At 56.0% G+C, this 14,633-nt stretch carries 13 protein-coding genes; 11 read left to right on the top strand and 2 right to left on the bottom strand.

The window, feature by feature from the left end:
• Window positions 1-93: 93 nt before the first annotated feature.
• From IMCC12053_RS15045 to IMCC12053_RS15075, 7 genes are all read left to right on the top strand, one after another.
• The gene (locus IMCC12053_RS15045) at window positions 94-744 is read left to right on the top strand and encodes a helix-turn-helix domain-containing protein (RefSeq protein WP_256209959.1); all 651 of its coding nucleotides are present in this window, start codon (window positions 94-96) and stop codon (window positions 742-744) included.
• A 36-nt stretch (window positions 745-780) separates the two neighbouring features.
• The gene (locus IMCC12053_RS15050) at window positions 781-2,370 is read left to right on the top strand and encodes an ABC transporter substrate-binding protein (RefSeq protein WP_062220458.1); all 1,590 of its coding nucleotides are present in this window, start codon (window positions 781-783) and stop codon (window positions 2,368-2,370) included.
• Between the two features lie 77 nt (window positions 2,371-2,447).
• Window positions 2,448-3,557 carry a M24 family metallopeptidase gene (locus IMCC12053_RS15055; RefSeq protein WP_062220460.1) on the top strand — a complete coding sequence of 370 codons (1,110 nt, stop codon included), beginning with the start codon at window positions 2,448-2,450 and terminating at the stop codon, window positions 3,555-3,557.
• Entirely contained in the window at window positions 3,551-4,558 is a 1,008-nt protein-coding gene (locus IMCC12053_RS15060; protein ID WP_062220462.1) for an ABC transporter permease subunit, read from the top strand. Before IMCC12053_RS15055 ends, IMCC12053_RS15060 begins: the two co-directional genes overlap by 7 nt.
• 1 nt (window position 4,559) lies before the next feature.
• A complete protein-coding gene (locus IMCC12053_RS15065; RefSeq protein WP_062220464.1) occupies window positions 4,560-5,459 on the top strand; it encodes an ABC transporter permease subunit in 900 nt (299 codons plus the stop codon).
• A gap of 3 nt (window positions 5,460-5,462) precedes the next feature.
• A complete protein-coding gene (locus tag IMCC12053_RS15070; RefSeq protein ID WP_062220466.1) occupies window positions 5,463-6,440 on the top strand; it encodes an ABC transporter ATP-binding protein in 978 nt (325 codons plus the stop codon).
• Window positions 6,437-7,408: an ABC transporter ATP-binding protein gene (locus IMCC12053_RS15075; RefSeq protein ID WP_062220468.1), complete on the top strand. Its 972-nt coding sequence runs from the start codon at window positions 6,437-6,439 to the stop codon at window positions 7,406-7,408. The genes IMCC12053_RS15070 and IMCC12053_RS15075 overlap by 4 nt, the downstream gene beginning before the upstream one ends.
• 43 nt (window positions 7,409-7,451) lie before the next feature.
• On the opposite strand, the gene IMCC12053_RS15080 is transcribed toward IMCC12053_RS15075, so the two are convergent.
• Window positions 7,452-8,492 (bottom strand): aldo/keto reductase, encoded by a 1,041-nt coding sequence (locus tag IMCC12053_RS15080; RefSeq protein WP_062220470.1) that lies wholly within the window; start codon window positions 8,490-8,492, stop codon window positions 7,452-7,454.
• Window positions 8,479-9,201 carry a GntR family transcriptional regulator gene (locus IMCC12053_RS15085; protein ID WP_236852455.1) on the bottom strand — a complete coding sequence of 241 codons (723 nt, stop codon included), beginning with the start codon at window positions 9,199-9,201 and terminating at the stop codon, window positions 8,479-8,481. Before IMCC12053_RS15085 ends, IMCC12053_RS15080 begins: the two co-directional genes overlap by 14 nt.
• 100 nt (window positions 9,202-9,301) lie before the next feature.
• Here IMCC12053_RS15085 and IMCC12053_RS15090 point away from each other — a divergent pair, with 100 nt between their 5' ends.
• The 4 genes from IMCC12053_RS15090 (at window position 9,302) to IMCC12053_RS15105 (ending at window position 14,538) form a co-directional block, all read left to right on the top strand.
• Window positions 9,302-10,825, top strand: coding sequence for a UxaA family hydrolase (locus IMCC12053_RS15090; protein WP_062220474.1), 1,524 nt, complete (start codon window positions 9,302-9,304; stop codon window positions 10,823-10,825).
• A 166-nt stretch (window positions 10,826-10,991) separates the two neighbouring features.
• A complete protein-coding gene (locus IMCC12053_RS15095) occupies window positions 10,992-12,518 on the top strand; it encodes a sugar ABC transporter ATP-binding protein (RefSeq protein ID WP_062220475.1) in 1,527 nt (508 codons plus the stop codon).
• Complete coding sequence (locus IMCC12053_RS15100) at window positions 12,515-13,522, top strand: ABC transporter permease (protein ID WP_062220477.1); 1,008 nt, start codon at window positions 12,515-12,517, stop codon at window positions 13,520-13,522. The genes IMCC12053_RS15095 and IMCC12053_RS15100 overlap by 4 nt, the downstream gene beginning before the upstream one ends.
• A 68-nt stretch (window positions 13,523-13,590) precedes the next feature.
• Window positions 13,591-14,538, top strand: coding sequence for an ABC transporter substrate-binding protein (locus IMCC12053_RS15105; RefSeq protein WP_062220479.1), 948 nt, complete (start codon window positions 13,591-13,593; stop codon window positions 14,536-14,538).
• Window positions 14,539-14,633: the final 95 nt, after the last annotated feature.

Below are 14,633 nucleotides of genomic sequence, written 5' to 3' on the forward strand. Positions count from 1 at the left end.
ATTGCTGCCAGAATAATTTTTATTGTTGACGCATTGGGACGACCACGACACTCTCACCCCAAAGGCTGCATAAAGGCGGCCTTGGGGGGCTATGTGTCAGAGTGCGCCACGCAAACACTTACCACACCATCAGCTGCTGCGCTTGGGACGCGCATGCGCGCCTTGCGCCACAGGATGTCGATGACGTTACAGCAAGTATCGGAAGCGTCCGGTGTTTCGGTTGGATATATTAGCCAAGTCGAGCGCGGAAACGCCACCCCGACCCTAGGTACGCTCAATCAGATTGCTCAAGCCCTTGAGGTCGACACAGGTTATTTTGTGCGCACACCCTGCGCCGTTGACAGCCTGACGCGCGGTGGCGCCCGCCCCAAGTTTTCAGTCCCCGGATCACCGATTGAATACGAACAGATCGGGGCCGAGCGCGCGGGGCATGAGTTGACATCCTTTGTCATCAATGTGCCCCCCGGATACGCCTCCGAAGTGGTTCACCACATAGGTGAGGAGATCATCTACATCCTTGAGGGTGAAATTTCACAGATGGTTGGAGAGCGTGAATATCTGATGGGTGTAGGGGACAGTCTGCACTATTTGGGCACGACTCCGCATTGCTGGTCCAACAAAACCGACAAGCCCGCACGCATACTTTGGGTGGGGCGGATGCAATACGGCAAATCCAGCGAAATCGCGGCCATCGAGACCATACAGATCGACCCCCCGCATGACATGCTGCCCCTGCGGGGCTAACAAATAACAAAAACGTTCAACAAGGAGAGAAAAGAAATGTCTATTCGGAAAATCATGACCACCGGCTTGCTGCTAAGCACGCTTGGTATGGCCGCACAGGCGCAATCGCTTGTGTATTGCTCAGAGGGTTCCCCTGAGGGGTTTGACCCGGCTTTGTTCACGTCTGGCACCACATTCGACGCGTCGAGCCACCCGCTCTACAACCGCTTGTCGGAATTCAAGGTTGGCACAACTGAAACCATCCCCGGTCTTGCCGAAAGCTGGAACGTGTCCGAGGACGGCAAGACAGTCACCTTCAACCTGCGCAAGGGCGTCTCGTTCCACTCGAACGCCGATTTCACACCCACGCGTGATTTCAACGCTGATGATGTGATCTTTAGCTTTGATCGTCAGGGCAACGCCGAGAACCCATACCACGAAGTCTCAGGCGGCACGTGGGAATACTATGGCGGCATGTCGATGCCTGATCTGATCGAGAGCATCGAGAAAGTTGACGACTACACGGTTGTGTTCAACCTGACCCGTCCGGAAGCACCCATTATTGCCAACATGGCGATGGACTTTGCCTCGATCGTGTCCAAGGAATACGCGGATGCAATGTTGGCCGCCGGCACGCCCGAAATGGTCAACCAAGCGCCGATTGGCACAGGTCCGTTCACGTTCCAAGCCTACCAAAAAGACGCTGTTATCCGCTATCTGCGCAACGATGCGTATTGGGGTGACAAAGCCAAAGTCGAAAGCCTGATCTTTGCGATCACGCCCGATGCGTCTGTGCGCTACCAGAAGGTTCAGGCGGGCGAATGCCACGTGATGGCCTATGCAAACCCTGCTGACATTTCTGCGATGCAGGCCGCGGATGATATTGTTGTGATGCAGCAGGAGGGGCTAAACGTCGGCTACCTTGCCTATAACACCAAGGTTGCACCCTACGACAATGCGAACGTCCGCAAGGCGTTGAACATGGCGATCGACAAACAAGCGATCATTGATGTGGTTTTCCAAGGGTCCGGTCAAATCGCAAAGAACCCGATCCCGCCAACGATGTGGTCGTATAGCCAAGCAACTGTTGATGACGCGTATGATCCAGAAGGCGCAAAGGCCGCGTTGGAAGCGGAAGGCGTGACAGATTTGAACCTGAAAATCTGGGCCATGCCGGTTCAGCGACCCTACAACCCGAACGCGCGCCGTATGGCCGAGCTGATGCAAGAGGACTTCTCCAAGGTTGGTGTGAACGTCGAGATCGTGTCCTACGAGTGGGGTGAATACCTTGAGCGGTCCAAAGCCGAGGATCGCGATGGTGCGGTTCTTCTTGGTTGGACAGGTGACAACGGTGATCCCGATAACTTCCTTGCCGTTCTTTTGGGGTGTGACGGCGTTGGCGCATCCAACCGTGCACAGTGGTGTAACGAAGAGTTCGACGCGCTGATCCAAAAAGCTAAGGTTCTGCCAACACAAGCAGAGCGGACAGCCCTCTATGAGGAAGCGCAAGCGATCTTCAAGGACCAAGCACCTTGGGCCACAATCGCGCATTCGGTTGTCTACATGACCATGCGTCCAGAAGTTGAAGGCTATGTTGTTCACCCACTTGGTGGCCACATCTTCAACCAAGTTGGCCTGTCGCAATAAGCGGCGTTTAAATCAGAGGGTGGCGCGTCATGCGCCACCCTCATCTATTTTCGGACCACCAAGGGAGCACGCAGCCTGTGTCAAATTCATTATCCGATCGCCTGTCTGGCTATGCCCGCGTTGCCAGTGATCTAGGCGTTGATGCCGTAGCCCTTGTGCCTGGTCCCAATTTTGCGCGCGCACTTGAACATAACTTCATGAGCCACGAGCGACCGTTTTTGATTGTGATCCCTGCGCATGGCCCCGCCGCTGCATTGGTGCCCAATCTTGAGCTTGGAAGCTGGGCCGGTGTCGGGTTTGATGGCGCGGTTTTTGATTGGCGCGACCAAACCGGCTACGGTGATGCCTTTGCCCAATTGATGGCGCATCTCAACATTTCATCTGTGGCCGTCGAGGGGCAGGTCATGCGCGTTTTTGTGCATCACGCCCTCATTGCCGCGCAGCCGACATTGAAAATCATTGATGGCGAGCGCGAGATTTCCGGCCTGCGGATGATCAAAACCTCGGCAGATATTGCCGCGATGCAAGAGGCCATTGATATTTCCGAGCGCGCCCTGCACCGCACATTGGCCAGTATCAAACTGGGCCAATCCGAAAAGCAGATCGAGCAAACGTTGATCAAATTCCTATTTGACGAGGGGGCCGACGATCTGGCGTTTAGCCCGATTGTTGTGGCTGGTGACGCCACCGCGATGCCGCACGCCCATGCGCGTTCTGATTATATGGTCAAAGCAGGCGATGCGATGTTGTTTGATTTTGGGGCACGCAAAAACGGCTTTGCCGCCGACATCACGCGCACTGTTTTTCTGGATCATGTCAGTGACGAGGGGCGCGCGGTTTACGAGACTGTATTGGCCGCGAATATGGCGGGATTGGCCATGACGCGCGCGGGCGTGACGGCGCATGAGATCGACGATGTTGTCACATCGGTCTTGGAGGCCTCGCCCTACGCCGAGCGCATCCGTACCAAGACCGGACACGGTTTGGGCCGCGATGTGCACGAGGCTCCGTACATCATGCGCGGCAATCACATGCCCCTGCCCGCAGGCACGGTCTACACCAACGAGCCGGGTCTGTATGACATTGGCAATTTCGGCGTGCGGATCGAAGACGATGTACTGATCACCCAAGACGGGTGTGAAACCCTGACCCGCTTTCCCAAGGAATTGATGGTGATCTCATGCTGAATTATGCGCTTAGCCGCCTGCTGACATTCATCCCCACATTCATCGGCGTCACGTTGATCTCGTTCAGCTTTATCCGCGCCCTGCCCGGCGATCCTATCCAAGTCATGGCTGGCGAACGCGGTATTTCCGACGAACGCTACGCCGAATTGGCAGCACAATTTGGCTATGACCGCCCGGTCTATGTGCAATTTTGGGATTACCTGACAGGGGTGTTGCAAGGCGACCTTGGCACCTCGTTTGTGACCAAACGCCCGGTCTGGGACGAGTTCTTTGCCCTGTTCCCTGCAACGCTCGAACTCTCGATCTGCGCCATGATCTTTGCGGTGGTTATTGGATTGCCTGCGGGTGTGATCGCCGCCGTGAACCGTGGCAAATTCGCAGACCGCGCGTTGATGTCCACGGCTCTCATCGGCTACTCAATGCCCATTTTCTGGTGGGCCCTTTTGCTCATCATCATGTTCTCGGGCACCCTACAATGGACCCCCGTATCGGGCCGTATCGATCTCATTTACTACTTCCCCAACCCCACCGGCTTTATGTTGATCGACAGTCTCGCATCCGGTCAAAAGGGCGCGTTCATCTCTGCTGTGCGGCACTTGATCTTGCCCACCATTGTGCTCGGCACGATCCCGTTGGCTGTGATTGCACGCCAAACACGCTCTGCAATGCTTGAGGTTCTAGGCGAAGATTACATTCGCACCGCGCGCGCCAAGGGAATGTCGCCCACGCGCATCAACGGGGTCCACGCCCTGCGCAACGCTTTGATCCCCGTCATTACCGTGATCGGTCTGTCAGTCGGCACATTGCTCGCGGGGGCCATTTTGACCGAGACCATTTTTAGCTGGCCCGGTATTGGCAAATGGATGGTCGATAGTATTTTTCGCCGCGACTACCCCGTTGTTCAAGGCGGGCTATTGCTGATTGCCGTGATGGTGATGATCGTGAACCTTACCGTTGATATGCTGTACGGCGTCATCAACCCCAAGATCCGGAAGCGATAGAATGAGCAATATCGAGCACACTCCCGACAGCCACGCACGCCCCGGCCGCCTTGGCGAATTCTGGTTCTATTTTCGCGAAAACCGAGGGGCCGTCATTGGCTTATGGATTTTTGCAGTCTTCGCATTCCTTGCCTTTTTCGGCCCGTGGGTCGCACCGCATGATGCCACAGAGCAATTTCGCAGCGCAACGTTACAGCCCCCCGTCTGGCAAGAGGGGGGATCGTGGACCCATATCCTTGGCACAGATCCACTCGGGCGCGACATGCTTTCGCGTCTGATTGTCGGTGCACGATACTCGTTCTTTGTGGGGGTTGTCGTCGTGAGCATCGCGGCCACGGGCGGTATTATCATCGGGTTGATCGCGGGGGTTTCCCCCAAATGGCTCGATAGCATCATCATGCGGATCATGGACATTGTGTTGGCGTTCCCCTCCTTGCTTCTGGCGCTCGTGCTCGTTGCAATTTTAGGCCCGTCACTCACCAATGCGATGATTGCAATCGCCATCGTGCTACAACCTCACTACGTCCGACTAACCCGCGCCAGCGTTCTATCGGAGCGCCAAAAGGACTACGTTACCTCCGCTCGCGTGGCGGGGTCCGGCGTTGTGCGATTGATGTTTGTGACGGTGCTACCCAACTGCTTGGCGCCTATTATTGTGCAAGCGGCCTTGTCATTCTCCACGGCCATTCTGGACGCGGCCGCCCTTGGGTTTCTCGGGATGGGCGCGCAACCCCCGACCCCTGAATGGGGCACGATGCTTGCCGAAGCCCGCGAGTTCATCTTGCGCGCATGGTGGGTCGTGACATTTCCCGGCATTGCCATTCTCGTGACCGTTCTGGCGATCAATTTAATGGGTGACGGGCTACGCGATGCCCTTGATCCGAAACTGAAGCGGAGCTAACCGATGACTCTTTTACGCATCAGAAACCTCAGCGTCGATTTCGCCACGGCATCGGGTAAATTTCGGGCCGTGGACAGCGTTGATCAGGACGTTAACAACGGCGAAATTTTGGCCATTGTGGGGGAAAGCGGTTCAGGAAAATCGGTGTCGATGTTGGCGCTGATGGGATTGTTGCCATGGACCGCGACCGTAACCGCGGACGAGCTAACATTCGATGGCCAAGACCTACTGACAATCGCCCCCAAAGCGCGGCGTAAAATCATTGGCAACGATCTTGCCATGATCTTCCAAGAGCCAATGTCATCACTAAATCCCTGTTTCACCGTTGGCTGGCAAATACGCGAAGCCCTACGTGTGCAATTGGGCATGGGGCGGCGCGAACGCCATGCCCGCGCTATTGAACTGTTCGAACAGGTTGGCATTCCTGACCCTGAAAAACGGCTCGCGGCCTTTCCACACCAGATGTCTGGCGGCATGAACCAACGCGTGATGATCGCTATGGCGATTGCCTGTCGGCCCAAATTGCTGATCGCGGATGAGCCTACGACCGCGCTTGATGTCACCATTCAGGCGCAAATTCTTGACCTGTTGGCATCCTTGCGCGACGAGACGGGCATGGGGCTCGTGCTCATCACCCACGACATGGGTGTTGTGGCCGAAACCGCCGAACGGGTCAGCGTTCAATATGCAGGCCAAAAGATCGAAGAGCAGCCTGTTGTGCCGCTGTTTGAAACACCGCACCATCCCTATACCGCCGCTCTATTGGATGCCCTGCCAGAGCGCGCAACCGAGCGCCGCTTGCCCACCATACCCGGTGTTGTGCCCGGCCAATTTGACCGTCCTGCGGGGTGCCTATTTGCGCCGCGCTGCACATTTGCCGATGCAAAGTGCAAGGTCCAAGCCCCGCCTGCCCTACACGGCGATAGCGATGATGCGCGGTGCTTTTATCCACTAAATATGAATGAGAGGGCTGCGTCATGACAGATCCGGTAATGACGGCCACGGCACTCGAGCGGCATTATGAGATCAGCGGCGGAATGTTCCGAAAGCCGCGCACACTCAAGGCCGTGGCGGGGGTCGATTTCGACCTCTACCCCGGGAAAACACTCGCGGTTGTGGGCGAGAGCGGGTGCGGAAAGTCGACCCTCGCGCGCCTTGTCACCATGATCGAAGAACCGACATCAGGGTCGATCACCTTGGACGGCAAACCCGTGATCCCGCAAGACTGGGCCTCATTGCGCAAGTCCGTGCAGATCGTGTTCCAAGACCCCTATGGATCGCTCAACCCGCGCCAACGGGTTGGCACGATCCTAGAAGAGCCGCTTAAAATCAACCGCCCTGATATGAGCGCCGAAGAGCGCACCGCCAAAGCCCGTGAAATGCTTGGGCTGGTCGGCCTGCGCCCTGAACATTTCGAGCGCTATCCACATATGTTTTCGGGCGGTCAACGCCAACGCATCGCGATCGCGCGCGCCCTGATGCTCGACCCAAAGGTGCTGGTCCTTGATGAGCCCGTCTCCGCCCTTGATCTGTCTATCCAAAGCTCGGTTCTAAACCTGTTGGTTGATCTACAAGAGCGGCTGCAACTGGCCTATCTGTTTATCTCGCACGATCTGAGCGTGGTGCGCCATGTCGCCGACGATGTCATCGTGATGTATCTGGGGCGCGCCGTGGAAAAGGGCAGCCGCGCGGCAATCTTTGACGCGCCGTTTCATCCGTACACCAAAGCACTGCTTTCCGCGACGCCGCAAGCCAATCCGCGTCTGAAAAAGGAGCGTATCAAACTTGAGGGCGAACTGCCGTCCCCGCTGGCGATCCCCGAGGGCTGTCCGTTCGCGCCGCGCTGTTGGAAAGCACAAGACAAGTGCCGCAAACTACGTCCGACCCTAAACAGTGAGGCCCATTGCGCCGCCTGCTTTTTCCCTGAAAACGGTGGAACAGCGGCCTAATTGGTCGCCCGAAACCACCAATCGCGGGGGCGCGCGTCCTGATTTAAGGTGCGTCTTGCGGGACAGGTGCGTCTTGTCGGATCAAGCCGTGAGATTTCAGGTCCAACCAAAGAGCGGGCGAGATTGCAGTTTCAAAAATCTCTACATTCTGGCGCACTTCGTGCGGGGTCGCGGCACCAGGAATCACAGATTTCACCGCGCTGTGGCAAAGTGGAAATTGCAATGCGGCCGCGATCAGTGGTGTGTTGTGATCCGCGCAGACCTCACTTAATTGGCGAACCCTTTGCATGATGTCGTCGGGGGCAGGCGCATAGTCAAAACGTGCGCCGTCGATTGCGCCAGTGGCAAGGATGCCAGAGTTGTAAGGCCCACCCAAGATAATCCCGACATCGCGTTTCAGGCAAAGCGGCAGAAACGTATCGAGTGGATCCTGTTCGAGTAGCGTGTAGCGCCCCGCGAGCAAAAAGCCGTCAAAATCGGCTTCGCCCAACAGGCGTTCACAAATTTGCCACGTGTTCACGCCCGCACCAATCGCCGAAATTTGGCCCGTGTCCCGCAATTCCGTCAGGGCACGATATCCGCCACGACTGAACAATTCGCGCAGCTTGTCCTCGACGCCTGCGGTGCCATGTGTGCCGGCGTCGATGTCATGAAGGAACAACATGTCAATTTTGTTTGTGCCCAAACGGGCGACGCTATCCGTGTAGCTTCTCATGATCCCGTCATAGGTGTAGTCAAAGACAATCCGTTTTTGTGGCACATCGACGAAGGCTTCGGGCGTGACATCTTCTATCGCACAGTCTTCGAGGAGCCGCCCCACCTTGGTCGACAGTGTCAGCGTGCCAGCGTCAAACCTCGTCAATGCATCTGCGAGTCTCGATTCGGAACGACCGAGCCCGTATTGCGGAGCGGTATCAAAGTACTGAATGCCCGCATCCCACGCGGCATCAAGCGTGGCTTGCGCTTGTGTGTCATCGATCTTTCGGTACAGGTTGCCCAGCGGCGCACAGCCAAATCCAAGCGGGCTCAACCGTACAGGCTGTTTCGTTCTATGATTCAAAAGAACCGTTTTAGCGCGCGTCATCGTTGCTCTTTCGGTGTGTTCGGAAGTATTCGGGGCGGTGGAGTTCAAGTGGCGCAACCCGTGTGATCAAGTGGCTCAAGTGGCGCGACATTGCCCTTTTCGCGGCGTTGACATCTTGTGCCTCAATCGCGTCAAGGATGGCTTTATGTTCCATCACGGATTCGGCTTTTCGGCCCTTTTCAGGAAGGATCAACACACGTGCACGACGAAGCTGTAGCGACATTTGATCAGCAGCGAGGGCGACTTTGGGATAGCCCGTAAACGCGAGAATCAAGTCGTGGAACGCCAGATCTGCCTCAAAGAAGCCCTGAAAATCTCCGTCTGCCACCAATAGATTTTGCATTTGAAGATTTCGTTTTAGCTTTCTGAGTTGCTCGTCGGTTCTCTCTTTGGCCACTTTGCCAACAGCCGAGACTTCAATCGCGTCCCTAAGAAAGCTTTCCTCGCGCAGCTCGCTCATCGAAAACCGCGACACACGCGTGACGGATTGTGGGATGATGTCGACCAAACCATCAGACGACAGTCGGCCCAGCGCCTCGGCAACGGGCGAACGCGACACACCCAATTGCTCGCAAAGCGCCCCTTTGCGTAGCGCCATTCCCGGCTCTAGCGACAGATCCAAAATACTGTTGCGCAGCGCGTAATAAATCCTCTGGCCCAATGGACCAGTCAGGTTTTCGATTTCAAGTGCATGGTGTGTATCAGGCAATTCACGCCCCCCTACTGGCATGTTAGTTGACAGGTGTCGCGAGTCAAGCTAGCACTAACGTAACAGATAAAAGTCCCCTTAAACCAGAGGAACACGCGCGATGAACCAGCCGCCCCGCATGATTATCTTGCACCCACGCGATAACGTGGCGATTGCAATGGCAGACATTGGCGCGGGTGAAGAGATCGGCTCAGCGGGGGTCAAAACACTCCAGTCAGCAAAGCAGGGACACAAGGTTGCAGTTGCACCCATTGCTGCGGGCCAAAATGTAATCCGCTATGGTCAGACGATTGGTCAGGCAACGGTCGATATCGCTGCGGGCGAACATGTTCATGTGCAAAATCTGGGCATGGGCGAGCACACCCGTGACTATGCGCACGCAAGCGAGGCTGTGGCACTAGATGCGGCTTTGGAGACGCGCACATTCAACGGCTATCACCGCGCTGATGGTGGGGTTGGTACGCGCAACTACCTTGGCATCCTGACGTCGGTAAATTGCTCGGGATCAGTGGCTAAATTCATCGCTGAAGCTGCGGAAAAGTCCGGCCTTCTTGATGCCTTTCCCAATGTCGACGGGATTGTCCCGATCACCCATGGGACTGGTTGTGGCATGTCGGGTGAAAACGAAGGGTATGACACACTGTTGCGGACGCTATCAGGATATGCGCAGCATCCCAATTTTGGCGGCATTTTACTGATCGGCCTTGGCTGCGAAGTCATGCAAGTCTCCGCCCTTGTGGGCGGTCGTCCAATCCGCGCTGATGGTGCGCTCCGGTATATGACAATTCAGCATGAGGGCGGCACCCGCAAGACCATAGAAAAGGGTCTTGAAGAGCTGCGCAGTATCGCAGAATTAGCGAACACTGCTGTGCGCAAGCCCGCAGCGATCTCGCATTTGATGGTGGGGATGCAGTGTGGCGGCTCAGACGGATACTCCGGCATCACCGCCAATCCTGCACTTGGTGTTGCATCTGACATGCTGGTGCGTCACGGCGGCACCACAATCCTGTCCGAGACATCGGAGATTTATGGGGCTGAGCACCTACTGACCCGCCGCGCGGCAACCGTCGAAGTCGGCGAAAAGCTGATTGACCGCGTCCGGTGGTGGGAAGATTACACCACCCGCAACAAAGGTGAGATGGACAACAATCCAAGCCCCGGCAACAAGCGCGGTGGGCTGACCACAATTCTGGAAAAGTCACTGGGTGCTGTTGCCAAAAGCGGCAGTGCGCCCCTGACAGATGTGTATCTGTTCGGCGAAAAAATCGACAAAAAGGGCTTTGTATTTATGGATAGCCCCGGATTCGACCCGTGTTCGGTGACGGGGCAAATTGCATCCGGTGCCAATCTGATCGTCTTTACGACCGGACGCGGATCAGTGTCGGGCTATATGCCGACACCCTGCATCAAGGTCGCCACCAATTCCGAAATGTACCGGCGGATGTCCGACGATATGGATATCAACTGCGGTGACATCGTCAGCGAAGGTGTCACCTTGGACGACAAGGGACGTGATATCTTTGAGATGTTTATAAGTGTCGCCTCAGGTGAGCAAACAAAGAGCGAAGAGTTGGGGTTTGGCGGGGTCGAATTCGTACCGTGGCAGATTGGCGCGGTGATGTGAGCATGAGCAGCAATGTGATACTCCACAAAAACACAATCCTGATCGCGTGCTGATTCAGGGGCATTTGCGACCAAGTGGAATTAGCGTTGTGACGAGTCGGATAGCCTTGGTTTATGGCGCAGCCGCGGGTTAACGGCGAAGCATTGGTTTGGGAGGGCCGAAGCACATGACTTATTTGGTGGAGATGAAAGGGATCGAGAAACGCTTTCCCGGCGTTCACGCGCTCAAAGCGGTGCAATTCGATTTGCGACCCGGTGAAGTTCACGCCCTGATGGGTGAAAACGGTGCAGGCAAGTCGACCCTGATGAAGATTATGTCAGGCATCTATTCGCGGGATGGCGGCGAGATGTTTGTTGATGGCAATCCTGTTGCCCCAGATAGTCCACGCGCCGCACAAGACCTTGGCATCGGCATCATTCATCAAGAACTCAGCCTAATGAACGACCTGACTGCCGCGCAAAACGTGCTGATCGGGCGTGAGCCACGCCGCAGTTTCGGCCGATTGGACGAGCCGGCGCTGAATGCGAAAACCGCTGAAATCTTTGCTTCGCTCAATTTGGCGATGGATCCGCGCACGCAAGTCAGCACCCAAACAATTGCCCGCCAACAGCTGATCGAAATCGCAAAGGCGCTATCGTATAACCCGCGCGTTCTGATCATGGACGAACCAACCGCCGCCCTGAACGACACTGAGATTTCCGAGCTGTTCAAGGTGATCAACATGCTCAAAGCGAACGGCGTGGGCATCGTTTACATCAGCCACCGCATGGACGAGATCAAGGTGATCGCCGACCGCGTCACCATTTTGCGCGATGGAGCCTATATCGATACGGTTCAGGCCGCTGATACTCCCCTGTCCAAGATCATCCAATTGATGGTGGGTCGCGATGTGACCCAAACGGCACCGGTCATTCCGGACACATCACAAAACGAAGTGGCGCTTGACGTTCGCAACCTGACACGAGGCAAAGAGGTGCGCGATGTTAGTTTTGATGTCCGCAAAGGTGAAATTCTCGGCTTTGCTGGACTAATGGGCGCAGGACGTACCGAAGTCGCACGCATTATCTTTGGCGCGGATCCACGTGACGCAGGCGAGATATTCGTTCATGGTCAACCCGTTGATATCCGCACACCTCATACAGCCGTCCAAGCGGGAATTGGGTATCTGTCGGAAGATCGCAAGCACTTTGGCCTTGCCATCGATATGACAGTCCGCGCCAACATTCCGATGGCGGATCTGGGACGGTTCACGAACCGGCTCGGTGTACTGAACGAGGCGTCTATGAAAGACGTTGCTGTCAACTACATCGACCAGCTGGGCATTCGCACACCGTCCGATATGCAAGAGGTGCGGCTTTTGTCGGGCGGCAACCAGCAAAAGGTCGTGATCGCCAAATGGCTATTGCGCGACTGTGATGTGCTCATTTTTGATGAACCCACACGCGGGATCGACGTTGGCGCGAAGTCGGAAATCTACGCCTTGCTTGAGGCCCTCGCGGCACAGGGGCGCGCAATCATCGTTATCTCATCCGAACTGCCCGAAGTCATGCGCCTCAGTCACCGCATCGCGGTGATGTGCGAGGGTCGCCTAACGGGCATTTTGCCTGGCGGCGAAGGCACCACACAAGAACAAATCATGGAATTAGCCACCCAGCGCGACACTGCGTTGGCCGGCGCGGAGGACGTAAAATGACCACGACAACAGTAGATGCCCCAAAGTCGACCTTGTCGCGCATTGTCGCGGCGGGCACGCATCAGCGGGTTTTGGCGTTTGCCAGTCTTGTGGTGTTACTGATCGGGTTTTCCATTGCCTCCCCTAACTTTATGCAGACGTCGAATATGATCTCCATTTTGCAGGCAACGTCTGTGAATGGCGTTCTGGCGATCGCTGTAACCTTGGTCATCATTACCGGCGGTATTGATCTTTCGGTCGGTACGATGATGACGTTCTGCGCGGTCATTACGGGCGTTGTGCTGACCTATGCGGGAATGCCATTGATGTTCGGCGTTGTCGCGGCTGTTCTGACCGGCGCCCTGTGCGGTGCATGTTCCGGCACGTTTGTCGCCAAAATGGCGATCCCTCCGTTTATCGCCACTCTTGGCATGATGTTGATCCTCAAGGGTCTGAGCCTCGTGATTTCGGGTACGCGCCCGATCTATTTCAACGATACGCCCGGATTTAGTGAAATTTCGCGCGGGTCTTTGATTGGTGACGTTCTGCCTGCCCTACCGCTCCCCAATGGCGTTTTGATCCTGTTCATTGTTGCGGCTGTCACGGCGTATATTTTGAACCGCACCGTTCTTGGTCGCTATTGCTTTGCGTTAGGATCAAACGAGGAATCTGTGCGGCTATCAGGTGTGAATACCGACCGTTGGAAAATTGCGATTTACGCGTTGGCCGGTGCCATCGTCGGCATCGCGGGATTGCTGATCGCATCGCGCCTTAATTCGGCACAGCCTGCATTAGGCCTAGGCTATGAGCTTGAGGCGATTGCCGCGGTTGTGATCGGCGGCACGTCCCTATCTGGTGGGCGCGGGTCCATTCTTGGCTCATTGATTGGGGCGTTGATCATGGCCGTGTTGACCAATGGGCTGCGGGTGCTTTCCGTAGCGCAGGAATGGCAAACGGTTGTGACCGGCGCGATTATCATTCTGGCCGTCTATGCGGACATGATGCGCCGCAAGAAATCCAGCTAACATACGAAATTACCACGAACCCTGACCGTTATGCGGTCAGGTCAATCGACAACCGAGGAGGAAACCACATGTTGTCACGTCGCGTTCTCATTGGCGCTCTTAGCGCTTCTCTTGCCTTTGGTTCGGCATCTGCCGTCTCTGCACAAGACGAGATTTACATTCCGCTGATCTCGAAAGGCTTTCAGCACCAGTTCTGGCAGGCCGTAAAATCCGGTGCAGATCAGGCCGCCGAAGAATTCAATGTGCGCATCACATTCGAAGGCCCAGACAACGAAACTATGGTCGACCGTCAGATCGATATGCTCTCAGCAGCATTGGCCAACAACCCTGCGGCTATCGGCTTTGCCGCACTCGACAGCCAAGCAGCGATCCCGCTGCTCCGTCAAGCATCCGAGGCTGGCATTCCAGTCATCGCATTCGACAGCGGTGTGGACAGTGACATTCCAATGTCAACGGCCACCACCGACAACGTTGCTGCCGCTGCATTGGCTGCGGATAAAATGGCTGACTTCCTTGGCGGTACGGGCACCGTTGCGGTTGTAGCCCACGACCAGACCAGCCGCACAGGTATTGACCGCCGCGATGGCTTTCTTAACCGGATGGCAAGCGAATACCCCGGCATCGAAGTTGTCAGCGTTCAATACGGCGCGGGCGACCAGTTGCAGTCCACCGAAGTTGCCAAGGCAATTTTGACCGCGAACCCTGGTCTGGGCGGCATGTTCGGCACCAACGAAGGCTCCGCCATCGGCATCGTCAACGCAGTGCGCGAAATGGGCACTGAAGGGCTAACAGTCATCGGTTACGATTCAGGCAAAGCCCAAACCGATGCAATCCGCGACGGCCTCATGAACGGTGCAATCACCCAAAACCCCGTTGGTATCGGCTATGAAACGGTCAAGGCCGCAGTTGCCGCTATGAATGGTGAAACACTACCAGCCATCATCGACACAGGATTCTACTACTACGACCAATCCAATATCGATAATGCTGAAATTCAAGCCGTTCTATACGATTGATATAACGATTGTCGCAGCCCAGCTTTGTCTGGGCTGCGACACTTTCGGCCCGATGAACTGAGGGTCGAACGTCAACCGGCGCAGCATTAGCACAG

Source organism: Celeribacter marinus, from assembly GCF_001308265.1.
Lineage (GTDB): Bacteria > Pseudomonadota > Alphaproteobacteria > Rhodobacterales > Rhodobacteraceae > Celeribacter > Celeribacter marinus.

What these genes read in the sequence shown, in the direction of transcription:
- IMCC12053_RS15050 (WP_062220458.1), top strand. Translation starts at nt 781, where the DNA reads ATGTCTATTCGGAAAATCATGACCACCGGCTTGCTGCTAAGCACGCTT.
- IMCC12053_RS15060 (WP_062220462.1), top strand. Translation starts at nt 3,551, where the DNA reads ATGCTGAATTATGCGCTTAGCCGCCTGCTGACATTCATCCCCACATTC.
- IMCC12053_RS15065 (WP_062220464.1), top strand. Translation starts at nt 4,560, where the DNA reads ATGAGCAATATCGAGCACACTCCCGACAGCCACGCACGCCCCGGCCGC.
- IMCC12053_RS15070 (WP_062220466.1), top strand. Translation starts at nt 5,463, where the DNA reads ATGACTCTTTTACGCATCAGAAACCTCAGCGTCGATTTCGCCACGGCA.
- IMCC12053_RS15075 (WP_062220468.1), top strand. Translation starts at nt 6,437, where the DNA reads ATGACAGATCCGGTAATGACGGCCACGGCACTCGAGCGGCATTATGAG.
- IMCC12053_RS15080 (WP_062220470.1), bottom strand. Translation starts at nt 8,492, where the DNA reads ATGACGCGCGCTAAAACGGTTCTTTTGAATCATAGAACGAAACAGCCT.
- IMCC12053_RS15090 (WP_062220474.1), top strand. Translation starts at nt 9,302, where the DNA reads ATGAACCAGCCGCCCCGCATGATTATCTTGCACCCACGCGATAACGTG.
- IMCC12053_RS15095 (WP_062220475.1), top strand. Translation starts at nt 10,992, where the DNA reads ATGACTTATTTGGTGGAGATGAAAGGGATCGAGAAACGCTTTCCCGGC.
- IMCC12053_RS15100 (WP_062220477.1), top strand. Translation starts at nt 12,515, where the DNA reads ATGACCACGACAACAGTAGATGCCCCAAAGTCGACCTTGTCGCGCATT.
- IMCC12053_RS15105 (WP_062220479.1), top strand. Translation starts at nt 13,591, where the DNA reads ATGTTGTCACGTCGCGTTCTCATTGGCGCTCTTAGCGCTTCTCTTGCC.